Source organism: Streptomyces sp. NPDC001514 (assembly GCF_053597075.1).
This window is the reverse complement of the sequence record NZ_JBSFHO010000003.1, coordinates 315,545-339,835: the sequence shown is the minus strand read 5'-3', so window position 1 is coordinate 339,835 and position 24,291 is coordinate 315,545. Positions and strand designations below refer to the sequence as shown.

Here is a 24,291-nt window from a genome sequence, read left to right as displayed (position 1 = left end):
CGCGCGCTCACGGGTTGCGCCCCAGCAGGCAGAGCAGCTGCGTCTGCACGTCCGCTCCCGCGGGAGGATTCACGGCCGGTGCGAACAGCCCGCTCTTGGCCAACCCCGCGGCATATGGCGCGACCTCACGTTCGGTGAAGTCGACGAGCGCGCCGGGAAGCGCCTCGTCCGCGCCGATGGCCCTGGAGAGATCCCAGGCGTGCACGGTGGCGTCGGCCACCATCTGGGCGCAGTAGGCGGCCACCGTGCACTCGCCGTACGACAGCTCCACCGTGCGGTCCAGTGCGCCCGGCTCGTTGAAGGCCGCCTTCGCGGCGGAGGCGGCGCGGTCCCAGGTGACGGCGGGGTGCTCGCCGAGTACGTCGTCGTCGAAGGCGTCACCGACGTCGGCCATGGTCCGGCCCTCGCTGACCAGGGGCGATACCCAGAGCTGCTCCGCGGTCAGATGGTTCACCAGATCCCGGACGGACCATTCGGTGCAGGGCGTCGGGGCGTCCCACTGGTCGGGCCGCACGGCGTGCACCCGTTCGGTGAAGAGCGCGAGCGCCTCGGCATGCCGGTCCAGAAGGCGATTGTCCATACGGACAACTCTGCGCCTGCCCGGCGACCGACGCTAACGGTCCACGACGGGGCTCGGGACGCCCGGGACGGCCCGGGACGCGGCGGAGCGCCGCGGCACCGAGTCGGCACCGAGTCGGCCCTTCGGGGAACTTCGCCGTACGTCCGGCTTGGGCCGCGGACTGGCGGGGTACCCGCGTTCCATGTCCGCCTCAGCCCCGAAGGCCGCCCACACGTCCGCGCACGCGCCCGCCCACACCGCCGCCCACCTCGCCACCCTCACGGCCGGCGCGCCGGGCGCCCCGAAGCGCATCCGGAAACCCGACCTCCTGATGCGGGCGGCGGACTGGGACCGGCGCCTCTTCCACGCGGTCGCGACCCGGCACTGGCCCGGCGCCCATCCGTTCCTGCCCAGGCTCAGCCATGCGGCCAACCACGGTCTCCTCTGGTTCGGCACGGCGGCCGGCATCGCGGCTCTCGGGGGCAGCCCGCGGGCCCGCCGGGCCGCGTTGCGCGGCGTCGCGTCGCTGGCGCTCGCCTCCGCGACGATCAACACCGTGGGCAAGCGGTCGGTACGCCGCGCCCGGCCGGTGATCGACGCCGTGCCGCTCATCCGGCGGCTGAAAAGGCAGCCGTTCACCACGTCCTTCCCGTCCGGGCACTCGGCATCCGCCGCGGCCTTCGCGACCGGGGTGGCGATGGAGTCGAAGGCGTGGGGCGCGGTGGTCGCACCCGCCGCGCTCGCGGTCGCACTGTCGCGCGTGTACACGGGTGCGCACTATCCGAGCGATGTACTGGCGGGCACGGCGCTGGGCGTGGGCGCGGCGTTCGCGGTGCGCGCGCTGGTGCCGACCCGTGAACCGCTGCCGCTGCCGGGTCGGCCGCACGGCGAAGCCCCGGCCCTGCCGGGTGGCAAGGACCTGGTGGTCGTCGTCAACCGCTCGGCAGGTGCGACGACCGTCCTGCCGGGAGGTGCGGAGACGGGCGCCGCGCTCGTACGGGACGCCCTGCCGCTCGCGCGGATCGTGGAGTGCGCGCCGGACGAGCTCGACGCCGCCCTGGAGCAGGCCGCCGACGGCTGCCGGGCGCTCGGGATCATGGGCGGGGACGGCACGGTCAACCGGGCGGCGAGCCTCGCCGCCCGGCGCGGGCTGCCGCTCGCCGTGTTCCCGGGCGGCACGCTGAACCACTTCGCACACGACCTCGGCGTGGAGACGGTGGACGACACCTGCCGGGCACTGGCGTCGGGCGACGCCGTACGGGTCGACCTCTGCCGGTTCACGCCGGGTCCGGAGGGCGCGGCCGAAGGGCACTTCATCAACACCTTCAGTCTCGGCGTGTATCCGGAACTCGTACGGATCCGCGAGCGCTGGTCTCCCCGCATCGGCAGCTGGCCCGCCGGAGTTCTGGCGGCGCTGCGGACGCTGCGCGGGGACCGTCCGCTGGAGGCCGAATTCCATGGGGCCCGGCGCCCGTTGTGGCTGCTGTTCGCGGGGAACTGTCTCTACCAGCGCGTCGGCCCCGCGCCCGGCCGGCGGCGGAACCTGGCGGACGGTCTGCTCGACGTGCGCGTGGTGCACGGCGGCCGGGGCCCGGGGCTCCGGCTGCTCGCGGCGGCGCTCGCGGGGCCGTTGAGCCGCTCCCCCTTCCACGCGGCGGTGCGGCTGCGGCAGCTGCGGATCTCCGGCCTGGCGCCGGGCACACCGTTTGCGTACGACGGTGAAGTGAGCGAGGCCGCGGGCGAGTTGGTCCTGGAGAAGAAGCCTGAGGCGCTCGTCGTGTACCGACCGGCGTCATCGGATGCATCCTCCACCACGGTCCCGCCGGTCGTGGTGGGGCTGACACCCTCGCACATGTCCACATAGCAAAACGCAGGTCTCATTATTCGGTCCAGGCGCGTACCGTGGCCGTACTGCTTCAGGCGAGGGAGAGGGAGAGGGAGTACGGCCATGCCGAAGGACACCGCTGTCTACACCCATGGGCACCACGAGTCGGTGCTGCGCTCGCACCGCTGGCGGACCGCCGCCAACTCCGCGGCCTACCTCGTCCCCGAACTGCACCCAGGCATGGCCCTGCTCGACGTCGGCTGCGGGCCCGGCACGATCACGGCCGACCTGGCCGCGCTCGTCGCACCCGGTGCGGTCACGGCGGTGGACGCCGCCGTGACCGTCCTCGACGACGCCCGTGAGGTGGTGACGGAGCGGGGGCTGGACAACGTCCGCTTCGCGGTCGCAGATGTCCATGCCCTGGACTTTCCGGACGACTCCTTCGACGTCGTCCACGCCCACCAGGTGCTGCAGCACGTCGGCGATCCGGTGCAGGCGCTGCGCGAGATGCGGCGGGTCTGCAGCCCTGGCGGCGTGGTCGCCGTCCGCGACAGCGACTACGGTGCCTTCACCTGGTACCCGGAAGTACCGGCTCTGGACAACTGGCTGGAGCTCTACCACCGCGTCGCCCGCGCAGGTGGCGGCGAACCCGACGCCGGCCGCCGGCTCCACTCCTGGGCGCGCCGCGCGGGCTTCACGGACATCACGGCGACCGGCTCCGCCTGGTGCTTCTCCACGCCGGAGGAGCGCGCCTGGTGGAGCAGGCTCTGGGCGGACCGCACGACGGCATCGTCCTACGCGGAACTGGCGGTCGCCGGCGGCCACGCGAGCCCGGCGGAACTGGCAGCGATTGCCGACGGCTGGCGGCAATGGGGCGCGGAGGACGACGCCTGGTTCATGGTCCCGCACGGCGAACTGCTCTGCCGCGCCTAGGCTGGTCTGCACCGGGCCAGTCCTCACCGGTGAGGGTGGCGGTCAGCCGGCCGTCCGCGTGGGCGACGCCCACGTCCTGCCCCCTCACCACCGCTTCCGCAAAGGCCGCGGGCCGGGTGCGGTCCAGCAGGAAGACGAAGTGGAGGGCGAACGGCGAGCAGGTGCCGTGGGGGACGCCATCGGTGTCGAGCTGGAGGTTCGCCCTCCACGCAGCCTGGCAGAGCACGGAGACGAACAGTCCCAGGTGGTCCGCCCCGAGCAGTTCGTCGGCATGGCCGCGCACCGAACCGCTGACGGCGGGGCCTCACGTAAGTACCGGGCGCATCCGGTAGTCGTACCTCTCCGGGAGCGGCTCGTCCGTGAGCGCCGACCACACCTCGCCGAGGATCTCCGCGCCCTCGCGCAGGTCCGCCACCTCGAAACCCTCGTCGAAGATCGCCCGGGCGGCGTCGCGGTCGCCCTCGGCGAGGAGGAGGCGGGCCTCCAGCAAGCGGAAGCGGCCGCGGTTGCGTATGCCGGGCCACAGGCGGGTCAGCACCGCGCGGGCGGCCGCGGGGCGGCGGGCGGCCAGGAGGGCCTCGATGGTCTCGCGGGCCAGCGCCGCCGTCGCCGCCGTCCAGGCCTCGCCGTCGTCGCGGCGTTCCGCGCACAGGTCGTCGAAAGCCTCCGCGTACAGCTCGGCGGCGCGCTCGATGTGACCGCTCGTGAGGTCGGCGACGGCGAGGCCGCGCAGCAACGGCCAGCGCGAGGGGGCGAGTTGGAGGCCGCGCTCCCAGCTCCGTACGGCCTGGGCGAAGTCGCCCGCGTGCCACTGGGCGACACCGAGGTGGTATTCGGTGAGAGGTTCGGCGGGTGCGGTCTCCAGCATGTCGCGCCAGTGCGGGGCGACGAGGGTGGGGCCCGGCGGGGCGACGCGGCGCGGCGTGGGCAGGACGCCGGTGCGCAGGAGCTCCAGCCAGGGCGCCTGCTCCTCACCGAGGGTGGCTTCGGGGAACGGCGTGCCCGGCAACTTGTACCCGGCACGCAGCACTTCGAGCGCGCCCCAGCCCGAGCCGGTGGCCAGGATCTCGCCCGGCTCGGTGTCCGCGCACCGCTGCCACGCCTCGTAGGCCGCGTCGACGTGCGCGCGGGGCAGGGCCGCCTCCAGTCGTGCGGCGGTCTCGGCGCGGGCCGCTGCCCAGTCGTCGCCGTGCACCGCGGCCGGGTCGGCGGACAGCGGTCCGTACGCCTCCAGCCAGCTGAACTCCTCCTCCGCGTCGAGCCGTACATGCTCCAGCTGGGTGCGGGCGAGCCCGGCCTGGATCTCGGCGTAACCGGGCGTGCCGGGTTCGGTCAGCCACTCCTGCCAGCGCCGGCCGCCGCTCCCCGCTCCCCAGAGGAAGAGCTTGCGCCCGCGCAGCAGGTCGGTGGAGGTCTGGACGAGACCGTGCCCGTCCTCGTCGAGCGAGGCGATCCACTTACGGGCGTCACGCGGCACGTCGTAGAAGTAGTCGGCGGGATACTCGCTGCGCAGCGGGTACGTGCGGTCGACGCCCTCGTGCCCGGGCACCGCAACCTGCCGCAGCGCACGTTCGTAACCGAAGTGCCAGGCCTCGTCGGCCGGGGCGACGACCCGGGTGCGCTCGTCCTCCGGTACGGCGATGTTGGACCACCAGTAGACGGGGGCGGGCCGCTCGTGCGGGTTGCGGATCCGGACGCCGACGTAGAGGAAGTCGGAGCCGTCGGGCAGCCAGAGGTCGACCTGGAACGGCAGATCACGCAGCCGCTCCCACTCCCACAGCCGGACCATCTCGCCGCCGTCGGGGGCGGGGACCACGGCGGCGTGCAGCGGTGCGCAGGAGAGGGTGGTGTGGCCTGTGGCGCCGATGTTCCACTCGATGCCGCCGGAGAACCAGGCGCCGTTGAGAGCGAAGGCGGCGGGCTGGAACACCGGGTTGGCGTAGACGAGTTCGCGGCCGGTGGGTTTGTGGTGGAGGGAGTGGATCCGGCCGCCGAGTCCGGGCAGGACGGTGACCCGCAGCCGTTCGTTCTCGATCACGATCGTGTCGAGGTCCGTCGCGGCGCGCTCGCGCCCGTAGCCGTCGCGCAGTCTCGTGGGCAGGACGGTGCGCAGCGGCTCGTAGCCGATCTGGCGGGCCATGTCCCGCGGCAGGCCTTCCTTGGCCCGTTCGTCGAGCGCATGGAGCTCGTCGAGGGGGCGGAGGGCCGGCAGCGGGTTCTCGGGCCCCAACGGGGCGGCGGGCAGGGTCAGTACGGCACGTCGCACGGTCGTGGCCACGGCAACCTCGCTTTTCGATCGCACTTTCGCACGTTCACACGTAGATCCCACTTCGATCGCATGGTGCGCGCGATGACCATGGAACACGGTGGAGGCCGCCCCGACCAGGGGCTCAGCAGGTCAGTCTTCGGCAAAGGGCCGCGACCACGAGGTCCGTGAGGAGGGCGCCCGCGGTGCCGTCCGGGTCGAGGTCGGGGTCGTAGAGGTGACGTTGAGGCCGGTTCGGAGCGCACCAAGGTCCGTAGCAACGGCAGGAGTTCGTCGGGCAGCAGCCCGTCCGGGTCGGGGCTGTCGACGGCGGGCATCAGTCCCGTCGCCCTCCTTCCAGTCGCCCCGGTCGTAGCGCGGCGGAACGACGACTCCGCCCTCGAAGGCCCGAGCCGTTGAATGAGCGCTGTTCACGGAGGGCTCCGGCGAGCTTGTAACAGCCGGCACGGTGCCGGGGCGGGCGGGCGCAGGCCGAGGTTGGAAGGGGCGTCGATCACGACGATGTTCCGCATGCGGCTCGTGCTCACCCACCGTGCACCGGGCGATCAATCGGTTCGCGGGTCCGTCCGGAGCGCCATCTCGGAGGTGATCGCCCACCGTTCGTGGTCGCGCCATTCGCCGTCGATGAAGAGGAAGTCGGGGGAGAAACCCTCCAGCCGGAAGCCCAGACCGCGGACGAGGGCGATGGACGCGGCGTTGCCGGGCTGGATGTTGGCCTCGAGACGGTGCAGGCCGAGCGGGCCGAAGGCGTACCGGACGACCAGGCCCAGGCCCTCGGTCATCAGGCCGCGGCCCGCGGCGTGCGCGAAGGCGCCGTAGCCGACGTCTCCGCTCTGGAAGCCACCGCGGACGATGTTGTTGATGTTGATGAATCCGACGATGCTGCCGTCGTCGCGGTCGCAGACGAGGAAGCCGACCTTTGCCGGATCGTCGAAGAGCTTGAGCGTGTAGGCGCCGTACTCGGTGGGCGTCTCCGGCAGGAAGAGCCAGGGATGGTGCAAGTGCCTGCTCGCGCGGGCACACGCGGTGAACTCCTCGGCGTCGCCGGGACGGTAGTGCCGTATGCCTACACGCGGTCCCTTGGCGAGCAGGCGCGGAGGTTCGCGGTCGTGCGGGGGGTGGGTGGGGTGGGCGGACATGGCGCCAGGCTAACCGCCGTCACTTGCCGCGGCGCCGGAAGAGGTACGCACCGCAGAGCACGCCCAGGAGCGTCGCGCCCAGCAGGCCCAGATACAGCGGCATGACGACCTCCGGGACCAGCAGCCTGACCTTCACCCGCCGGGTGTTCTCGAAGATGAAGATCAGCGTGAGGGCCGCGAGCACGAGAAACGCGATCCTGGCCAGGGTGAACCGGCCGCCCAGGCCGCCGCCCCTGGCGCCGCCGCTTGTGGCGCTGCCGCTTCTGGTCCCACCCCCCTTGGACCCGCCTTTGCCGCCGGCCGTGCCGCCTGTCGATGCGTCCTTCGGGGTCATGGGACCAGGATGGACGGATCCTGGCCCCGTGAGGCTCGGGAGCGGGCCGTACGAGTGAGAGAACGTGAGCCGCCCCGCCCCGGGCACCCGTGGGCCACCCACCCCGCCCCTCGGCCTTGTCAGACAAGCTGTGTCCCACCTGCAGCTACGTGAACTACCGTGAGCGGGAGGATGAAGGCACGTACAAGGCGCGTACAAGGCACATACAAAGACATAGCCGCACGCGTGGACAGGGACGTGAGCGGACAAGTGAGCCGGGGAGAGACCATGGCAGTCAGCGGACCGGCGAGCGGACCGCAGCGCAGGCCGGTCGTCGTGCTGTACGAGCGGATCGCGGACGCCATCCACGACGGCACCTATCCCCCGGGCTCCACCCTGCCGTCCGAGCCGCGCCTCGCGGCCGAGCTCGGGGTCAGCAGGCCCGCTCTGCGCGAGGCTCTGCTGCTGCTCCAGGAGGACGGGCTGCTCACCGTCCGCCGAGGTGTCGGCAGGACCGTGAACGACCGGCCGCCCCGGCGCGGCTTCGAGCACATCCAGCCGCTGGAGGAGCAGCTGTCGGCCGGCGCGCCGCTGCGGGTGCGCGCGCTGCGACGGGCCGTCGAGGAACCGACCGACTTCACCACCCAGCATCTGCTCGCGCCCGCCCGAGCGGAGCTGCGGTTCTGGGAGTCCCTGCTGTACGGGGACGCCGCAGCGGCGCTCAGCCAGGAGTGGGCGGCGGCCGACGACGTACTGGAACGGGCGCATCCGGCGTTCGCGCACGCACTGCGGGAGGCCGGTCGCGCCGACCGGACCTCGATGCTGGCGGTGCTGGTGGAGGCGTCGCGCGGGATGACGCTCACGGCACACTCCGGGGTGACCGCGACGGTGCTCGGGCGACGGCGTGGGGCGCAGCTGGAGCGGCCCGCCGACACGCCGGCGGTGCTGATCACGCAGGTCGTGCGCGCCGGGGACATGCCGATCCTGGCGGCCAAGCACATGCTGCCGACGGGGGCACCCGCGCTGCCGGTGCTGCAGTCGAACTGACCGCCCGGCCCTCGCCGGCCGGATCCCGCGCGCCGCGGGCGCGCGGGGCGCCGGTGGCGGGGCTCGCCCGGCCGCCCGTGCGCCCCGTCACGGCGCCGGGCGACCCCGTGCCGTACACTCCCGCTGCATGCACTTGTCTGACAACTCCGCGACCGACCTCGCTACCGCCCTCGCCCCCGTCGCGGACTGGATCCGCCGCGCCCCCAAGGCCGTCCTGCACGACCACCTGGACGGTGGTCTGCGCCCCGCCACGATCATCGAGCTGGCCCGGGAGTGCGGCTACGACGCCCTTCCCACCGAGGACCCGGACGCGCTCGCCGTCTGGTTCCGCGACGCCGCGGACTCCGGATCACTGGAGCGGTATCTGGAGACCTTCGCCCACACCTGCGCGGTGATGCAGACCCGCGAGGCGCTCTTCCGCATCGCCGCCGAGTGCGCCGAGGACCTGGCTGCCGACGGGGTCGTCTACGCCGAGGTGCGATACGCGCCGGAGCAGCATCTGGAGCGGGGCCTGAGCCTGGACGAGGTCGTCGAGGCCGTGAACGAGGGCTTCCGCGAGGGTGAGCGCCGCGCGGGCGGCCGGATCACGGTCCGCGCGCTGCTCACGGGCATGCGGCACACGCGGCGCTCCCTGGAGATAGCCGAGCTCACGGTCGCCCACCGGGACCGCGGGGTGGCGGGCTTCGACATCGCGGGCGGCGAGATCGGCAACCCGCCTGCCAACCACCTCCCCGCCTTCCAGCACCTGAAGCGGCACAACTGCCACTTCACGATCCACGCGGGCGAGGCCGTCGGCGCCGAGTCCGTCCACGAGGCGGTCCAGGTCTGCGGCGCCGAGCGGATCGGTCACGGGGTGCGTATCACCGACGACATCCGGGTCCACGACGACGGCACGGCGACGCTCGGCCACCTCGCCGCGTACGTCCGCGACAACCGCATCGCGCTGGAGGTCTGCCCGACGTCCAACCTCCAGACGGGCGCCGCGAAGGACTACGCCACGCACCCGATCGACCTGCTGCGGCGCCTCGGCTTCCGGATCACCCTCAACACCGACAACCGCCTGGTCTCGGGTACCACCATGAGCCGCGAGTTCCAGCACATGGTGGACGCCTTCGGTTACGGCCCCGAGGTCTTCGAGCAGTTCACGGCCGCCGCCGTCGAGTCGGCCTTCCTGCCGCTGCCGGAACGCCGCCGCATCATCGACGAGGTCATCCGGCCGGGTTACGCGGCCCTCGGCCTGCGCTGACCGTACGACCACTCGGCCGGAGGGCATCGGCCCAGGCTGAGGGCGCGGCGGGCCGGCCGGAGAGCGCACCGGCTCAGGCCGAAGGCGTCAGCTCAGTGCGGGCACGTCGAGCGTCAGCGTTCCCTCGTCCGCGTCCAGCACCGCCGGGATCCCCAGCGGCATCGTCAGTGCCGTCGGGCTGTGCCCGAAGCCCAGCTCCTCCACGACCGGAACGCCGAGTCCGCCGAGCCGGTCCTGGAGCAGGGCCCGGACCTCCTCGTACGGGCCGCACTCCGCCCAGGAGCCGAGGGCCACGCCGGCGACCCCGTCCAGCCAGCCCGAGCGCAGCAGCTGGGTGAGGATCCGGTCCAGGCGGTACGGCTCCTCGCCGACGTCCTCGATGAGCAGCAGCCCGCCCCGGGCGGAGGGCCGGGCGTGCGGGGTGCCCAGGTCGGCGGCGAGGAGGCTGACACAGCCGCCGAGGGTGATGCCGCTCGCGCGGCCGGGCACCAGCGGCCCGGCCGTCTCCAGGCCGAGGGTGCGGACGGACTCGGGCTCGAAGAGTGTGGCGCGCAGCGACTCCTGGGTGCGTGGATCCTTGAGGAAGGTCACCGCCGCGGACATCGGGCCGTGCAGCGTGGACAGCCCGGTCCGTACGGCGAAGGCCTCGTGGAGCGCGGTCACATCGCTGTAGCCGACGAAGACCTTCGGTCCCGCCGCGCGTATCGCCGCCCAGTCGACGAGGTCGACCATGCGCTGGGCGCCGTAGCCTCCGCGGGCGCACATCACGGCGGAGACCGAGGGGTCGCACCATGCCACCTGGAGGTCCCGGGCGCGGGCCGCGTCCTCTCCCGCGAGATGGCCGAGCCGCGGGTGCTCGTCGAGGACATGGGGCATCACGACCGGCTCCAGCTCCCAGCCGCGCAGGATGTCCAGTCCCGCTTCGAGCCGTTCCGCCGGAACGGGGCCGCTGGGGGCGACGACGGCGATCCTGGCGCCCGGCCGCAGTCGCGCGGGCCGGGTCAGGGGCGTGAGGGTCACGGTCTCGGGCTCCCGGTTCAACTCGTGCATGTCATCTTCAGTGCGAGCGTGTCACTTCTTCAGTTCGAGCAAGGGGACATCGGTGCGGGTGACGCCGAACGTCCGGGCATACAGGGACAGTTCGGCCTCCAGCGCGCGGACCAGGGTGCCGGCGCGGCGGAAGCCGTGGCTCTCCCCCTCGAAGCCGATGTAGGCGTGGGGGATGCCGCGGCCCGCCATCCGCGCCAGGAAGCGCTCGCTCTGCGCGGGCGGACAGATCGGGTCGTCCAGGCCCTGGAGCAGCAGGAACGGGGAGGTGATCCGGTCCACGTGCTCGATCGGCGACCGCTCCCGGTAGCGGGCGGGGACCTCGGCGAGCGGCCCGATCAGCGACTCCAGGTACTGGGACTCGAAGTCATGGGTCTCGTCGGTGGCCCAGCCCAGGAGATCGAGGATGGGGTAGATGATCGTGCCGCAGGCGTAGACGTCGGTGCCGGTGAGGGACGCGGCGGCGGTCCATCCGCCGGCGCTGCCGCCGCGGATCGCGAGGCGCTGCGGATCGGCGGTGCCTTCGGCGGCGAGGGCCTGGGCGACCGCCGCGCAGTCCTCGACGTCGACGACGCCCCAATGCTCGCGCAGCCGGTTGCGGTACTCCCTGCCGTAGCCGGTCGAGCCGCCGTAGTTGACCTCGGCGACGCCGATTCCGCGCGAGGTGAAGTAGGCGATCTCCAGGTCGAGGACGAGCGGGGCGTGGCCGGTGGGGCCGCCGTGGGCCCACACCACGTAGGGGGGCAGTTCGTCGCCCGGCGCGATGCGGTCCGGGTTGTGGGGCGGATAGACATGCGCGTGGATCTCGCGGTTGTCGGGCCCGGTGAAGGTGCGGATCTGCGGCTCGGGGTAGTAGGCGGGGTCGACCGGGTCGTCGTGGGCCGAGCCGATGACGCGGGTCCTGCCCGTGCAGGTGTCGAGCTCCACGATCTCGTAACCGCTGCGCGGGCTCGCCGCGACTCCGACGACCCGGGTGCCGTGCACCGCGAGCGTCGACGCCCACTCGGTCCAGGGGCCCGCGGCGTCCACGAGCTCGCCCGTCTCCGGGTCGAGTATGCCGAGAGCGGTGGCGCCCTTGCCGTGGATGACGGCGATCAGCCCGTTCTCCAGCGGCTGGAACCAGGTGAGTCCGATCTTCCACAGCGGGCCGCCGAACTCCTCGCCGCGGCCCGTGCAGAGGCCCGTGACGGGCACATCACCACCCTCGAGGCCGGCGAGGCCGTCGAGGTCATCGGGCCGGATGCGCTGCAATTCCCACCAGTTGCTCCGGTCGGAGACGTACAGCAGCGAACCGTCCGGGGCCCAGTCGGCCTGGGGGACCGACTCGTCGGCGCCCCCGGCGACCGCCCGCACCGCGCGGAAGGGGCCGTCCTCGGCCACCTCGCCGAGCAGCACGGTCGTGCCGTCCCACGGCATACGCGGATGGTCCCAGGCGATCCATGCGGCGTGCCGCCCGTCGGGGGACAGCCGGGGCCCGGTGACGAAGCGGTGCCGGTCGTCGGTGAGCTCCCGTACGGCGCCGCGGTCGTCGGCCGCCGAACCGTCCAGCGGCACCGCCGCGATCACCCGTCGCACATCGGTCGCAGCCGGTCCGGTGAACTCCTCCAGCACGCACCAGACCTCGCCCCGGTCGGCGCGGACGACCGGATCCACCCAGCGCAGCCCGCCGCCGACCCGGGACACCGGGGTGAGCGGCCGGGGCTCGCCCCCGCCGTCCGGCTCGTATGCGTACAGCCGCTGGTCGGGGTGGTGCACGAAGACCACGAGCGGGCCGGCAGCGGCACGCGGCACCCCGGCCCAGGGGCGGCCACCGTACTCGATGACCCTGCTGCGGACGTTCCACGGCGCGGGCAGCACCGATTCCTCGACGCCGTCGGCCCGCCGCCGCATCAGGGCGCGCCTGCCGCCCTCGGCGGGGCGCGGAGCGGTCCACCACACCTCGTCGCCGACCGTGCCCACGTATTCCGGACGGCCGTCGTGCGAGGCGGCGAGCTCGGCATCGATCGGCGACGGCCAGGTCCCGTAGGCCCCCGTGGGTGCCATTGCCCATTCCCCCCTATGCGGACTTCAGATAGTGGTCGAGTACCCGGACGCCGAAGTGCAGCGCCTCGACGGGGACGCGTTCGTCGACGCCGTGGAACATGGCGCCGTAGTCGAAGCCTTCGGGCAGCTTCAGCGGTGAGAAGCCGTAGCCCGTGATGCCGAGCCGGGAGAACTGCTTGGCGTCCGTGCCGCCGGACATGCAGAAGGGGACGACGTGACCGTCGGGGTCGAACCGCTCGACGGCCGCGCGGAGCTTGGCGAACGTCGGGGAGTCGACGGGCGCTTCCAGGGCGGTCTCCCGGTGGTGGAACTCCCAGTCGACGTCCGGTCCGGTGAGCCGGTCGAGGGTGTCGCGGAACTCGTCCTCGCCGCCGGGCAGCATCCGCCCGTCGACGAAGGCGGTGGCGTGTCCGGGGATGACGTTGACCTTGTAACCGGCGTCCAGCATGGTCGGGTTGGTGCTGTTGCGCACGACGGGCTCGACCAGCAGGGCCGCCCGGCCCAGCTTGTCCATCAGCGCGTCCACGTCGAAGCCGGGCGCGTCGGGATCGGCGGCGATGCCGTGCAGCGCGGCCAGCTCGGTCAGGGCCGCCCGCACGGTCGGGGTGAGCCGCACCGGCCACTCGTGTGCGCCGATCCTGGCGATGGCCTCGGCGAGCCGGGTCACCGCGTTGGCCCGGTTGACCTTGGAGCCGTGGCCCGCCCTGCCGTGGGCGGTGAGCTTCAGCCAGGCGGTCCCGCGCTCCCCCGCCCCGATCGGATACAGCGCCATGCCGGGCCCGGCGTGGAACGTGAAAGCCCCGGATTCGCTGATGCCTTCGGTGCAGCCCTCGAACAGCTCCGGGTGCCGGTCGGCGAGGAAGCCGGCGCCGTCGATCGCGCTGGCCTCCTCGTCCGCCGTGTACGCGATGACGATGTCCCGGCGGGGTCTGATCCCCGCGCGCTGCCAGGCCCGTACGACCGCGAGGACCATCGCGTCCATGTTCTTCATGTCGACCGCCCCGCGGCCCCAGACGACACCGTCGCGGACCTCACCGGAGAAGGGGTGGACGGTCCAGTCGGCGGGCTCGGCGGGGACCACGTCGAGATGGCCGTGGACGAGCAGGGCGTCCGCGCTGGGGTCGGTGCCCTCGATCCTGGCCACCACGTTCGTACGGCCGGCGGTGCGCTCCAGGAGGAGCGGCTCCAGGCCGGCTCCGGCGAGCCGCTCGGCGACGTACTCCGCGGCGGGCCGCTCGCGGCAGTCACCGCCGCCGCGGTTGGTGGTGTCGATCCGGATCAGCTCGGAGGTGAAGGTCACGACTTCGTCGAGGGCGATCGCGTCGATGCCCGGATGTTCGGTAGCTGTCACGTCAGCCATACTGCTCCTCCACCGCGGCGGAGACGATCGTCGTGACCGCCTTGAAGGTGCGGATTGCCTCATACATCGTCGCGCTCGTGTGGGCGACGCGCCGTTCGCCGCTGCGGGCGGCGCCCGGAACGACCGTCGCCGCCGCGGCGAGATGCTCGGCGTCGAACTCCAGCTCCACGGTGAACGGCCCGCCCCGCACCGGCTCGTGGCGGACGGCGAGCTCCGTGGCCTCCTTGGCGGCGGCACGGATCTCGGCGGCGGTACGGGCCGGGGTGCGGCACACCGCCGCGTACCGCGAGACATGGTCCTTGACCGCGACCTTGCGGGCCCCCGGCGCGTAGCCGAGGGCGTCCTCGCAGGTCAGGTCATCTCCGGTGACCAGGATGACCGGGACACCGTACTCCGCAACCACATGGGCGTTGAGCAGGCCCTCGCTCGCCCGCTCGCCGTTGAGCCAGACGCCGGTGATGGAGTTCGCGAGGTACGTGTGCGCGAGCACGCCCTCCGCGCCCGCGCCCGTGTGGTAGCCGACGAAGGCGATGCCGTCCACGTCGCCGTGCTGCACGCCCTCCACCATGGACAGCGACTTGTGCCGTCCCGTGAGCATCTCGGCCCGGTCGTCCAGCCGCTCCAGCAGGAGATTGCGCATGGTCCAGTGCGCTTCGTTGATGAGCACCTCATCGGCGCCGCCGTCGAAGAAGCCGAGCACGGCCGCATTCACGTCGGAGGTGAACATCGCTCGGCAGCGCTCCCACTGGGGTGTGCCGGGCAGCACGTCGGCGGGCCAGGTGACACCCGTGGCGCCTTCCATGTCGGCGCTGATGAGGATCTTCATGCCTCGAAACCGTACGCGCCGCCCGACGCCCCCACCACCCCTGTGGACAACGTGTCCGGAGGGCAGCCCCGGACCCCGGCCGGGCGGCGCAGGAGCCTGCGCGCCGGCCCTACCGAGTCACCCGTTCCGCCCCACGACCAGCCACGTCGACGGCAGTTCGAGGCGTGAGCCGTCGGCCGTGTACTCGGTCGTGGCGAGCGGCAGTTCGCCGGTCGCCAGCACGTCGAGTCCGGCCGCGCGGAAGTACTCGGGCATCTCGGCGTCGGCGACCGCGCCCGGTGCGATGCCGTGGCGGAAGACCGGCTGGAGCTTCGCCGGGGGGCCCGACGGGTCCTGGGCGAGGCCCATGAGGACTCGCCCGGCCGCCTCCGCGAGCTCGACCACGAAGGCCCGCCCGCCGTCTCCCACGAGCGTGGCGATGGACCGGGCGAGAGCGCCACGGTCCTGGGCCTCGCACTGGTGCAGCACGCCCCGCATGTACACATTGGCGTCGCCGAGCTCCGCGTGCAGCTGCTCCACCGCGGCCCCGTCCACCGCGTCGACGGTGCGGTAGCGCACCTCGCCGCCCTTGTCCTGCTGCCGGGCGTGGTCGACCGCGGCCTCCGCGAGGTCCACGCCGAGCACCTGGGGGAAGCGCTCCGCGAGGTAGCGCGTCTGCGTGCCGTTGCCACAGCCGAGGTCCAGCAGTGGCAGCTCGGGCGCTGCCAGGTGCGACTCGAAGAGGGCGAGGTGAACGCCCGCGGTGACGGACGGCTCGGCGTCCCAGAAGACCGCGCCCGGCTCGTCCGGCGCCTCCCGCCAGAAGCCCTCCCAGGCGTCCTTGTACCGGCTCGTCACGCTCATGACCTGCTCCCCAGGGCAAAAGGAAACGCGCGGCACCGGCATCTGATGCCGCGTCATGATCGGTCTATCGCCCCGAGGTTACGGCGGCAAGAACCCCGGTGCATTCGTTCACCTGGCGTTCGACCTCGCGCGCGGCAGCGGCAGTTCGAACCACACCGACTTGCCGCTGCCCGACCGGCTCGTGCCCCACTCCCGCGCCAGGCTGCTGACCACCCGCAGCCCGCGCCCCGACTCGTCGCCGGGACCGGCGCTGAGCAGCGTGGGCAGCGTGTGCCCGTCGTCCGCGACCTCGCAGAGCAGGGCGTCGCTCCGTACGAGCCGCAGCTCGATCCGGCCGCCGCCGCCCGCCGTGTGCCGTACCGCATTGGTCACGAGCTCGCTCACCAGCAGTTCCAGCGTCTCGGCGGGCTCGTCCAGCCCCCAGGCCGCCAGCTGCTCGCGTGCGAGCCGACGGGCGCGGCGCACCTCGCTCGGCTCCGGCGCGAGCTGCCACCGGGCGACGTCCTCGGCCGCTATGCCGTTCAGCCGGGCCATGAGCAGGGCGACGTCGTCCTTGCGCCCGCCGCGTGTGTTGAGGGACCGGATGATGGTGTCGCAGGCGTCGTCCATCGAGGCCGCCGGGTGCGCGGCCGATTCGCAGAGGGTCGCGAGCCCGACGCCGATGTCCTCGCCGCGCACCTCGACGAGCCCGTCCGTGCACATGACGAGCCGGTCGCCGGGTTCGACGTCGATCCGCACGGTCTCGAAGGGCACTCCGCCGACCCCGATCGGCGCCCCGGTCGGCAGATCGAGCAGCTCGCTGCGCCCGTCCGCCGCGCGCACCACAACCGGCGGGACATGGCCCGCGTTCGCCAGCTGCAGCTCACCGGCGATCGGGTCGTACACGGCGTACAGACAGGTCGCCAGGTAGTGCTCGCCGAGCCGCTGCGCCAGGTCGTCGAGGTTGCGCAGCAGCTGGTCCGGCGGCAGGTCGAGCGCGGCCATGGTCTGGACGGCCGTGCGCAGCTGGCCCATCATCGCGGCAGAGTTGAGGCCGTGGCCCATCACGTCGCCGACGACCAGGGCGGTGCGCGAGCCGGGCAGTTTGATGGAGTCGAACCAGTCACCGCCGACCCGGCCCAGAAGGGTGCCGGGCAGATAGCGGGTCGCCGTGTCGCAGCCCGCCATACGCGGGGTGATCTGCGGCAGCATCGAGTCCTGCAGGGTCTCGGCGACGTTCTCCTGGTACGTGTACATCCGCGCGTTGTCGAGGACGAGCCCCGCGCGGGCCGCGAGTTCGGCGCCCGTCACCCGGTCCATGTCGTTGAACAGGGCGCGCTCCGGGTGGCGCAGAAGGATCATGAAGCCCAGCACCACATGGCGCGCCTTGAGCGGCACGACCAGCATCGACCGGCCGTTGATCAACGGCCGGATGTCCCGCTTCTCGAACTGGGAGGCGATGGCCGTGCCCATCTGTTCGCTGATGCGCGGCACGAGGACCGGCTCGCCGGTGGTCATGCACTGGAAGAACGGGGTGTGCTCGGGGAACGGCATGGACTCGCCGACCGGAACGACATCGTCCCAGCGGCCGGGCTCGTCGACGTGCTCGACGGCGACGCGGTGCCACATCGTGGTCGCGTCCGGCGGCCCGTCCGGGAAGCCCTCGCCCGCGATGACCTGCTCGCGCAGATAGGTGCCCGCGACGTCCGTGAACCGGGGGACGACGGCCGCGCTGACCTCCTGGATCGTACGGGCGAGGTCGAGCGAGGAACCGATGCGGCCGCTCACTTCGTTGAGGAACTCGAGGCGCTCGCGCACGGCGGCGTATTCGAGGTCCTCCTCGAGATCGGCCGCGTCCGGCTCGATGGCACGGCCCGCGGCCGCCGCCTCCCGCGCGGCCTGCCGGCGCTCCCTGCGCTCGGCGCGCTTGGGCACGCCCCAGTCGGGGGTGACCGGCACCCGGTCGTGGTGGCTGAACTCAAGGACGGGGTAGCCCAGTTCGAGGACCTGGCCCACGATCCGGCTGGACTCCTGGACGCTCATGCTCGGCAGGATCTCGGGGAACCGGCGCGCCAGTTCGTCGGAGCCTGGGAACTCGGTGTGCAGCGCGAAGCCGGGGGCGATGCGCTCCACGCTCGCGTCGGGGCCCGGCACGCCCTCGCCCGGGTCGAACTGCGCGGCGTCCGCGGCGAGCACCAGCAGCCGCTCGTGCCCTGGACCCACCAGGGGGTACGCCCACCACACCACGTCGGTCCGGTCCGGAGCGCCGCCGACGGAGAGCCGGGCGCGCCCGGCCGCCGGGTAGGAAGTCAGGCCGCTGATCGAGGCGTTGAGCCCGGGGCCGAGGCCGCCGTAGCTCTCGTACGACTCGTAAGGGCCGTCCTCCGCGAGCGCGCCGGAGACCGGGAGTAACTCGACGGCGGGCCTGCCGACCGCGTCCTCCTTCGGGTGGCCGAACAGCCGCCGCGCACCTGTCGACCAGTGGGACACCAGTCCGTCACTGTCGACGACGACCACGGCGAGCGGAATCCGACCGGCCGCGGCGTACTGCCGTGGCACCTGCGGCGGAACGCCACTGTCCATGGGTGGGAGGCTCCTTCCCCTGCCGCCCGGGCTGTGCGGCTTCCTACACCACGGTAGGCCCCTGGGCCCGCGGTGCGCCGGGCATCGACGGAATCGGTCGTGCGCCCGCGCACGGAACCGCGGACCGGGCGGACCCGCCGACGGAACGTCAGTCCTCGTGGCCCAGCTGGAGATCGCGCTCCGTGCGTCCACCGCCTGCGACCTGCAGCACGGTGGCGACCGGCGGGTAACCTGCAGCGATGACCGTGTACTCGCCCGAGGACAGGTCGACGAAGCGGAAGGTTCCGTCGGGTCCCGTGGTGAGGGTGTCGACGACATTGCCGGCCGCGTCGAGCAGCGTCACGCGCGCGTCCTCGACGGGCCGTCCGCCCCCGGCCCTCACGGTGCCGCGCAGCACGGCGCCGCCCGCGAGTTCGATGTCCTGCCGGGTCTCGCGGGAAGCCTGGACGCTCACGGGGAGCGCGGCGGGGCGGAAGGCGGGGGCGCTCGCGGCGAGCGTGTACTCCCCCGCCACCAGCTCGGAGATCACATAGCCGCCCTCGCGTCCGCTGCGGGTACTGGCGACGACCTCGCCGCGTACGTCGGTGAGGGTCACCGCGGCGTCGCGCACCGGGCTGCCGTCGGCGGTCACGACGCTGCCGGCGAGCCGCCCGGCGCCGCCGAGGACGACATCGAGCTCGACGGGCCGTTCGCCGACGGTGACCGAGACGGCCTGTGGCTGGTGGCCGCCGGCCGCGGCGATGAGGACGTACGAGCCGGAGCCGGGGACGCTGAGCGCGTACCGCCCGTCCTCCCCGCTCGCGCCGCGCCCGACCTGCTGCCCGTACACATCGATGAGGGTGAGGGCTGCGCGCGGAACGGTGGTGCCGTCGTGGTGCTGGACGGTGCCGCAGACGGGCACTCCGGCGTTGCAGGCCGGGGCGGGCGCGGGGGCGGGGACCCGGTGCCCGGTCCGGGCGTGCGGTACGGACGTGGGCTCGGCGGTGGCGGGGGCGTTGTGGGACACCAGCGGTTTCTCCTTGAGGAAGAAGGCGAGGACGAGGCCGAGGACGAGCACCGGCACGAGGTAGAGGAAGATCCGCGGCATCGCGTCCGCGTACGCCTGGATGTAGCCGTCGCGCACTGCGGGCGGCATGGCATGGACGAGCTGTGGGGTGATGGATTCCGGGGCGGGCAGCCCCGCTCCGGCCGGGAGCCGATCGGCGAGGGAGTCGGTGAGGCGGTCGGCGAAGAGGGTGCCGAAGACGGCGGCGCCGACGCTGCCGCCGATCTGCCGGAAGTAGTTGTTGGCGCTGGTGGCGGTGCCGAGGTCGGCGGGCGGCACGGCGTTCTGGACGGCCAGGATGAGGACGGGCATCACGAGGCCGATGCCGATGCCGAGGACCGCCTGCCAGACCGAGTACTCGAGCCGCGTGGTGTCGCTTTCCAGGCGCGACAGCAGCCACATGCCGACGGCCGAGACGGCGGTGCCGAGCACCGGGTACACCTTGTAGGTGCCGGTGCGGCTGATGAGCTGCCCGGAGGCGATCGAGGCGGCGACGATGCCGCCCATCATGGGGAGCATCAGCAGCCCCGACTCGGTGGCGCTGGCGCCGTCGACCATCTGAAGGAAGGTGGGCAGATAGCTGGCAGCGCCGAAGAGGGCGACGCCGACGACGGCCCCGACCAGGCTCGTGACGTTGAAGACCGAATCGCGGAACAGCCGCAGGGGGATGACCGGTTCGGGCGCGTAGTGCTCGACGACCAGGAAGAGCAGGGTGGTTCCGGCGGCGCCCGCGGCGAGTCCGAGGATGACGCGTGAGTCCCACGCGTACTCCGTACCGCCCCAACTGGTCAGCAGGACCAGGCAGGTCGAGGCGGCGGTGAGGAAGAAGGCGCCGAGGACGTCGAAGCGCGCCCGCGCCGCCGGCTTCGGCAGTTCGAGGACGACGGCGACGACGGCGAGCGTGATGAGGCCGAACGGCACGTTGAAGTAGAAGCACCAGCGCCACGAGACGTGGTCGGTGAAGAAGCCGCCGAGCAGCGGGCCCGCGACCGACGCGAGTCCGAACGCGGCGCCGATCAGCCCCATGAAGCGGCCGCGCTCCCTGGCCGGGACGATGTCGGCGATGATCGCCTGCACGCCGATCATGAGGCCGCCCGCGCCGATGCCCTGGATGGCGCGGAAGGCGATGAGCTCGTCCATCGTGCGCGACCAGCCGGCGAGGGCGGAGCCGATGACGAAGACGACGATGGCGAACTGGAAGACCCCCTTGCGGCCGTAGAGATCGCCGAGCTTTCCGTAGATGGGCAGGCCGATGGTGGCGGTGAGGAGATAGGCGGTGATCGCCCAGGGCATCCGGTCCAGGCCCTGGAGTTCACCGACGATCTTCGGCAGGGCGGTGGCGACGATCATCTGCTCCAGCGCGGCGAGCAGCAGCGCGAGCATGAGGCCGAAGAAGACGAGGCGTACGCGGCGGGGGCTGAGAGCCGGGGCCGGCGCCCCCTCGGCCGGGATATCGGCCGGCCGGGGGCTGTCCGCGGTGTCCGCGTCGGCGGGGTTGGCGTCCCGGGGTCCGGCCGCCGCCCCGTCGGCCTGACCGTCCTTCACCAGCGTGATCCCGCCCACGTACTGCTCCCCTCGTCGCGGCTGCGCGGCGCCATTCTTCGCATTACGCGCCAAGAAGGAGCAAGCGGGACGTTACCGGGAGAAGGTGCGGCGGTGGGCGGACCGGGTTCACGCGGGGCGCACCACGGGCGCTCATCAGGAGCTTTCCCGCGGCGTCCTGTGCGCCGGGCGCACGGTGGAGCCGCGGGGAAAACCACTCGAAACGGTGACCGTTACCGCGACCCGCGAGGGGGCGTGCCGGGGACTACTTCTCCACCTCGGCGGCGAGCTTGGCGAGGAGCTCGTCGTAGATCCGCGCGAGACCCTTGGGGGCGAACGTCCGCTCGAAGAAGCCGCCGATGCCGCCGGCGCCGTTCCAGACGGTCGTGACCACGGCCTTGGAGCGACCCTCGCCCGCCGGCGTGACCGTCCACGTGGTGACCATGGAGGAGTTGCGGTCCTTCTCCACGAGCTGCCCGTCGGTCGGCTCGGTCACCTCGAGCAGGCAGTCGCGGATGCGCTTGCTGGTGGCCTGGAGCTTCCAGTGGACGAGGGTGCCCTCGCCGTCGCCGCCCTCGCGCACCGCGTACTCGCTGAAGTGCCCGGGCAGGAGCTTCGCGCGGGTGTCCTTGTAGTCGGCCAGCATGTCGAACACGGTCTCCGCGTCCGCCGCGATGATCCGCTCCGTCGTGGCCTCGACCTGCGCCATGGCTCATCCTCCAGCACTCGGTTGTTGGGGTGATCCCCAGCCAATCACCTTCCGCGCGGCCCCCCAAATCAGAGTTGCGACGATCAAGGGAACATGTGTTCTATTCTGTGCTCAGTGCTACCGAGGAGGCGCCCATGCGCTGGGACAATCTCGCCGAGAACCCCCGGAACAACCGGGCCGACCGGAACGCCACGGACTCCGAGAGCGCCGCCGCGACCGGGGACATCGCGCTCTTCGGCACGGACGCCGTGACCACCCGCACCTTCGACACCCCGGAGTTCCGCGGGATCACCTTCCACGAGGTCCGTGGCCGTTCGATCCTGAACCGGGTGCCGGGGGCCTCGCGGATGCCGTTCGAGTGGACCGTCAATCCGTACCGTGGCTGCACCCACGCATGCGTGTACTGCTTCGCCCGCAAGACACACAGCTATCTGGATCTCGACACCGGGCTGGGCTTCGACAGCCAGATCGTCGTCAAGATCAACGCGCCCGAGCTGCTGCGCCGCCAGCTGGCCTCGCGCCGCTGGCAGGGCGCGCACATAGCGATGGGCACGAATGTCGACTGCTATCAACGGGCGGAGGGGCGCTACCGGCTGATGCCGGGGATCATCGGCGCCCTGCGCGACTACGCGAACCCGTTCTCGATCCTCACCAAGGGAACGCTCATCCTGCGCGATCTGGACCTGCTGCGGCAGGCCGCCGCGGTCACCGAGGTGGGCATCTCCGTTTCGGTCGGCTTCACGGACCGGGAGCTGTGGCGGACGGTGGAGCCGGGGACGCCGTCGCCGGAGCGGCGCCTCGATGTCGTACGGACGCTGACGGAGCACGGCATCGGCTGCGGGGTGCTGATGGCGCCGGTCATCCCCTTCCTGGGCGACCACCCGGACCAGCTGAGGGCGACCGTCCGGGCGATCGCCGCGGCCGGGGCGACATCCGTGACACCGCTGGTGCTGCATCTGCGGCCCGGGGCGCGCGAGTGGTTCATGGCGTGGCTCGGCCGGGAGCATCCGCATCTGGTGCGGCGGTACGAGCGGCTGTACGCGGAGGGGGCGTACGCGCCCAAGTGGTACCAGCGGCGCATCACACGTCATGTGCACGAACTCGCCGCGGAGTTCGGGATCGGCCCGGCACAGCGGGGCACTCCCCGGCGGATCCCGGTGCCCGTCGAGCCGGCTCTCGCGGAGCCGGGCGCCACGCAACTCACCCTGCTCTGAGCAGCCGGAAGCGAAGCTTCGGGCGCAAACGGGTCAAGTCTGAATCGAACATGTCCTTCCGGGAGGGAATCCGGGAACGCTGCCGCCGGGGCTGTGCCGCTCCGGGCCGCGCCCCCGCCACCACGGGAGGCCATATGTACAGACGCACAGGAGCGCTGGTCGCCGCCGGAGCGGCGGTGACCGGGCTGATCGCCGGCGCGCCGTCCCCGGCGACGGCAGGACCGGCGCAGCCACCGGCCGCGGGCGTCCTGACCTGGCGGAGCTGCGCCACGGAGGAGCATCCGAAGCTCGAGTGCGCCGAGTTGCAGGTGCCGCTCGACCACGCGGAGCCCCGCGGCCGGCAGATCACGCTCGCTCTGTCACGGGTGCGGCACACCGCCAAGGCCTTCCAGGGACCGCTGCTGGTCAACCCGGGCGGACCGGGTGCGAGCGGGGTGAAACTGGCCGGGTTCGTGGCGGCCTCGCTGCCCGCCAAGGTCGCCGCGCAGTACGACGTGATCGGCTTCGACCCGCGCGGTGTGGGCGCCTCCAGGCCGGCGCTCGACTGCAAGCCGGGCCATTTCGCGCCCGTACGCCCCGACTCGGTGCCGCACGCGCAGACGGAGGAGGTCGCGAATCTGGCGCGGGCGGCGGCGTTCACGCAGGCATGCGCGGCCAAGTACGGGGATCTGCTGCCCCATATGAGCACCGTGAACGCGGCGAAGGACATGGACGCCATCCGGCGCGCGCTGGGCGCCCAGCAGATCTCCTACCTGGGATACTCCTACGGCACGTATCTGGGTGCCGTGTACGCCAAGTACTTCCCGAACCGGGTGCGGCGTGCGGTGCTCGACTCCGTGGTGAACCCGAGCGGTGTCTGGTACGACGACAACCTCGCCCAGGACCTCGGCTTCGACGCCCGCCACAAGGCCTTCGTCGCGTGGGTGGCCAAGCACGACAGGACGTACCGGCTGGGCACCGACCCGGCGAAGGTCGAGGCCGCGTGGTACACGATGCGCGAGGCACTGCGCCGGGAGCCGGCGGGCGGGAAGGTCGGCCCGGGCGAACTGGAGGACACGTTCATGCCGGGCGGCTACTACGACGGCTTCTGGCCGCACCTGGCCGAGGCGTTCGCGGCGTACGTGAATCACAAGGACGGGGGCCCGCTGGTGGAGGCGTACCAGAACTTCGGCGCGCCCGACAGCGAGCGCGACAACAGCTACTCCGTCTACACGGCGGTGCAGTGCCGCGACGCCGAGTGGCCCCGGGACTGGACTCTCTGGCGCAGGGACAACTGGACGATCCACGCCAAGGCACCGTTCTCCGCCTGGAACAACGTCTGGTACAACGCGCCGTGCGCCACCTGGCCCGTCCCGCCGCTCCACCCGACGGACGTGTCGAACGTCGCGCTCCCCCCGGTGCTCATCTTCCAGGCGACGGACGACGCGGCGACTCCCTACGAGGGCGGCGTCGCCCTCCACCACCGGCTGCACGGCTCCCGTCTGGTCGTCGAGGAGGGCGGCGGGAACCACGCGATCACGCTGGCCGGAAACAGATGCCTGGACCGCTATCTGACGGGCTATCTGGCCACCGGCAGGGTGCCCGCGTCGAGCACGGCCGGCGAGGCCGACGCGGTCTGCGCACGCACCCCTGAGCCGAAGCCCCTGAAGACCACGGCCCGCGCCGGCACGACGGACGAGGCCCGCGCGGGGGCGGCGCTGCACAGGGCCCTCGGTCACCGGAACCGACTGGACCGGAACTGACTGGACCGGAACTGACTGGCTCGCTGTCAG

Annotated in this window: 19 protein-coding genes and 1 pseudogene; 6 read left to right on the top strand and 14 right to left on the bottom strand. The window is 72.5% G+C overall.

Translation table 11 applies throughout. The features are described 5' to 3' along the window. Positions 1-7: 7 nt before the first annotated feature. Positions 8-580 (bottom strand): TIGR03086 family metal-binding protein, encoded by a 573-nt coding sequence (locus tag ACWCXB_RS06075; protein ID WP_450719465.1) that lies wholly within the window; start codon positions 578-580, stop codon positions 8-10. A 310-nt stretch (positions 581-890) separates the two neighbouring features. Between ACWCXB_RS06075 and ACWCXB_RS06070 the strand changes: the two genes are divergently transcribed. Both ACWCXB_RS06070 and ACWCXB_RS06065 read left to right on the top strand, forming a co-directional pair. Beyond that, positions 891-2,423: a phosphatase PAP2 family protein gene (locus ACWCXB_RS06070; protein ID WP_450719547.1), complete on the top strand. Its 1,533-nt coding sequence runs from the start codon at positions 891-893 to the stop codon at positions 2,421-2,423. Between the two features lie 84 nt (positions 2,424-2,507). Continuing rightward, positions 2,508-3,317: a class I SAM-dependent methyltransferase gene (locus ACWCXB_RS06065; protein WP_450719463.1), complete on the top strand. Its 810-nt coding sequence runs from the start codon at positions 2,508-2,510 to the stop codon at positions 3,315-3,317. Here ACWCXB_RS06065 and ACWCXB_RS06060 read toward each other — a convergent pair. The 5 genes and pseudogenes from ACWCXB_RS06060 to ACWCXB_RS06040 form a co-directional block, all read right to left on the bottom strand. Beyond that, a complete protein-coding gene (locus ACWCXB_RS06060; protein WP_450719462.1) occupies positions 3,280-3,600 on the bottom strand; it encodes a hypothetical protein in 321 nt (106 codons plus the stop codon). The genes ACWCXB_RS06065 and ACWCXB_RS06060 overlap by 38 nt on opposite strands. 21 nt (positions 3,601-3,621) lie before the next feature. Beyond that, complete coding sequence (locus tag ACWCXB_RS06055) at positions 3,622-5,595, bottom strand: DUF5107 domain-containing protein (RefSeq protein WP_450719460.1); 1,974 nt, start codon at positions 5,593-5,595, stop codon at positions 3,622-3,624. A gap of 309 nt (positions 5,596-5,904) precedes the next feature. Next, positions 5,905-6,095, bottom strand: a pseudogene (locus tag ACWCXB_RS06050) (arginase family protein); the annotation flags it as partial. 33 nt (positions 6,096-6,128) lie between these two features. Then, positions 6,129-6,722: a GNAT family N-acetyltransferase gene (locus tag ACWCXB_RS06045; RefSeq protein ID WP_450719458.1), complete on the bottom strand. Its 594-nt coding sequence runs from the start codon at positions 6,720-6,722 to the stop codon at positions 6,129-6,131. 19 nt (positions 6,723-6,741) lie between these two features. Beyond that, positions 6,742-7,056 carry a DUF1049 domain-containing protein gene (locus ACWCXB_RS06040; RefSeq protein WP_450719456.1) on the bottom strand — a complete coding sequence of 105 codons (315 nt, stop codon included), beginning with the start codon at positions 7,054-7,056 and terminating at the stop codon, positions 6,742-6,744. A gap of 267 nt (positions 7,057-7,323) precedes the next feature. On the opposite strand from ACWCXB_RS06040, the gene ACWCXB_RS06035 reads away from it, so the two are divergent. After that, positions 7,324-8,082, top strand: a complete 759-nt coding sequence (locus ACWCXB_RS06035) for a GntR family transcriptional regulator (protein ID WP_450719454.1) — start codon at positions 7,324-7,326, stop codon at positions 8,080-8,082. 127 nt (positions 8,083-8,209) lie between these two features. Then, on the top strand, positions 8,210-9,328 hold the full coding sequence (locus ACWCXB_RS06030) for an adenosine deaminase (RefSeq protein ID WP_450719452.1): 1,119 nt from the start codon (positions 8,210-8,212) through the stop codon (positions 9,326-9,328). An 87-nt stretch (positions 9,329-9,415) separates the two neighbouring features. Here the strand turns inward: ACWCXB_RS06030 and ACWCXB_RS06025 are convergent, their stop codons facing one another. The 8 genes from ACWCXB_RS06025 to ACWCXB_RS05990 form a co-directional block, all read right to left on the bottom strand. After that, complete coding sequence (locus ACWCXB_RS06025) at positions 9,416-10,378, bottom strand: S66 peptidase family protein (RefSeq protein WP_450719450.1); 963 nt, start codon at positions 10,376-10,378, stop codon at positions 9,416-9,418. Between the two features lie 21 nt (positions 10,379-10,399). After that, positions 10,400-12,418 (bottom strand): prolyl oligopeptidase family serine peptidase, encoded by a 2,019-nt coding sequence (locus tag ACWCXB_RS06020; protein WP_450719448.1) that lies wholly within the window; start codon positions 12,416-12,418, stop codon positions 10,400-10,402. A 13-nt stretch (positions 12,419-12,431) separates the two neighbouring features. Next, positions 12,432-13,778: a M20/M25/M40 family metallo-hydrolase gene (locus ACWCXB_RS06015; protein ID WP_450719446.1), complete on the bottom strand. Its 1,347-nt coding sequence runs from the start codon at positions 13,776-13,778 to the stop codon at positions 12,432-12,434. Next, complete coding sequence (locus tag ACWCXB_RS06010) at positions 13,771-14,604, bottom strand: M55 family metallopeptidase (protein WP_450719444.1); 834 nt, start codon at positions 14,602-14,604, stop codon at positions 13,771-13,773. Before ACWCXB_RS06010 ends, ACWCXB_RS06015 begins: the two co-directional genes overlap by 8 nt. Before the next feature lie 117 nt (positions 14,605-14,721). Beyond that, positions 14,722-15,447 carry a class I SAM-dependent methyltransferase gene (locus ACWCXB_RS06005; RefSeq protein ID WP_450719442.1) on the bottom strand — a complete coding sequence of 242 codons (726 nt, stop codon included), beginning with the start codon at positions 15,445-15,447 and terminating at the stop codon, positions 14,722-14,724. 108 nt (positions 15,448-15,555) lie between these two features. Continuing rightward, entirely contained in the window at positions 15,556-18,009 is a 2,454-nt protein-coding gene (locus ACWCXB_RS06000) for a SpoIIE family protein phosphatase (RefSeq protein ID WP_450719440.1), read from the bottom strand. 148 nt (positions 18,010-18,157) lie between these two features. After that, on the bottom strand, positions 18,158-20,506 hold the full coding sequence (locus ACWCXB_RS05995; protein ID WP_450719545.1) for an MFS transporter: 2,349 nt from the start codon (positions 20,504-20,506) through the stop codon (positions 18,158-18,160). Positions 20,507-20,861: 355 nt separating this feature from the next. Further along, positions 20,862-21,305, bottom strand: coding sequence for an SRPBCC family protein (locus tag ACWCXB_RS05990; RefSeq protein ID WP_450719438.1), 444 nt, complete (start codon positions 21,303-21,305; stop codon positions 20,862-20,864). Between the two features lie 134 nt (positions 21,306-21,439). On the opposite strand from ACWCXB_RS05990, the gene ACWCXB_RS05985 reads away from it, so the two are divergent. Continuing rightward, positions 21,440-22,519, top strand: coding sequence for an Rv2578c family radical SAM protein (locus tag ACWCXB_RS05985; protein ID WP_450719436.1), 1,080 nt, complete (start codon positions 21,440-21,442; stop codon positions 22,517-22,519). A gap of 134 nt (positions 22,520-22,653) precedes the next feature. After that, the gene (locus ACWCXB_RS05980; protein WP_450719434.1) at positions 22,654-24,261 is read left to right on the top strand and encodes an alpha/beta hydrolase; all 1,608 of its coding nucleotides are present in this window, start codon (positions 22,654-22,656) and stop codon (positions 24,259-24,261) included. Positions 24,262-24,291: the final 30 nt, after the last annotated feature.

What these genes read in the sequence shown, in the direction of transcription:
- ACWCXB_RS06075 (WP_450719465.1), bottom strand. Translation starts at nt 580, where the DNA reads ATGGACAATCGCCTTCTGGACCGGCATGCCGAGGCGCTCGCGCTCTTC.
- ACWCXB_RS06070 (WP_450719547.1), top strand. Translation starts at nt 891, where the DNA reads ATGCGGGCGGCGGACTGGGACCGGCGCCTCTTCCACGCGGTCGCGACC.
- ACWCXB_RS06065 (WP_450719463.1), top strand. Translation starts at nt 2,508, where the DNA reads ATGCCGAAGGACACCGCTGTCTACACCCATGGGCACCACGAGTCGGTG.
- ACWCXB_RS06045 (WP_450719458.1), bottom strand. Translation starts at nt 6,722, where the DNA reads ATGTCCGCCCACCCCACCCACCCCCCGCACGACCGCGAACCTCCGCGC.
- ACWCXB_RS06040 (WP_450719456.1), bottom strand. Translation starts at nt 7,056, where the DNA reads ATGACCCCGAAGGACGCATCGACAGGCGGCACGGCCGGCGGCAAAGGC.
- ACWCXB_RS06035 (WP_450719454.1), top strand. Translation starts at nt 7,324, where the DNA reads ATGGCAGTCAGCGGACCGGCGAGCGGACCGCAGCGCAGGCCGGTCGTC.
- ACWCXB_RS06030 (WP_450719452.1), top strand. Translation starts at nt 8,210, where the DNA reads ATGCACTTGTCTGACAACTCCGCGACCGACCTCGCTACCGCCCTCGCC.
- ACWCXB_RS06025 (WP_450719450.1), bottom strand. Translation starts at nt 10,378, where the DNA reads ATGCACGAGTTGAACCGGGAGCCCGAGACCGTGACCCTCACGCCCCTG.
- ACWCXB_RS06020 (WP_450719448.1), bottom strand. Translation starts at nt 12,418, where the DNA reads ATGGCACCCACGGGGGCCTACGGGACCTGGCCGTCGCCGATCGATGCC.
- ACWCXB_RS06015 (WP_450719446.1), bottom strand. Translation starts at nt 13,778, where the DNA reads ATGGCTGACGTGACAGCTACCGAACATCCGGGCATCGACGCGATCGCC.
- ACWCXB_RS06010 (WP_450719444.1), bottom strand. Translation starts at nt 14,604, where the DNA reads ATGAAGATCCTCATCAGCGCCGACATGGAAGGCGCCACGGGTGTCACC.
- ACWCXB_RS06005 (WP_450719442.1), bottom strand. Translation starts at nt 15,447, where the DNA reads ATGAGCGTGACGAGCCGGTACAAGGACGCCTGGGAGGGCTTCTGGCGG.
- ACWCXB_RS06000 (WP_450719440.1), bottom strand. Translation starts at nt 18,009, where the DNA reads ATGGACAGTGGCGTTCCGCCGCAGGTGCCACGGCAGTACGCCGCGGCC.
- ACWCXB_RS05990 (WP_450719438.1), bottom strand. Translation starts at nt 21,305, where the DNA reads ATGGCGCAGGTCGAGGCCACGACGGAGCGGATCATCGCGGCGGACGCG.
- ACWCXB_RS05985 (WP_450719436.1), top strand. Translation starts at nt 21,440, where the DNA reads ATGCGCTGGGACAATCTCGCCGAGAACCCCCGGAACAACCGGGCCGAC.
- ACWCXB_RS05980 (WP_450719434.1), top strand. Translation starts at nt 22,654, where the DNA reads ATGTACAGACGCACAGGAGCGCTGGTCGCCGCCGGAGCGGCGGTGACC.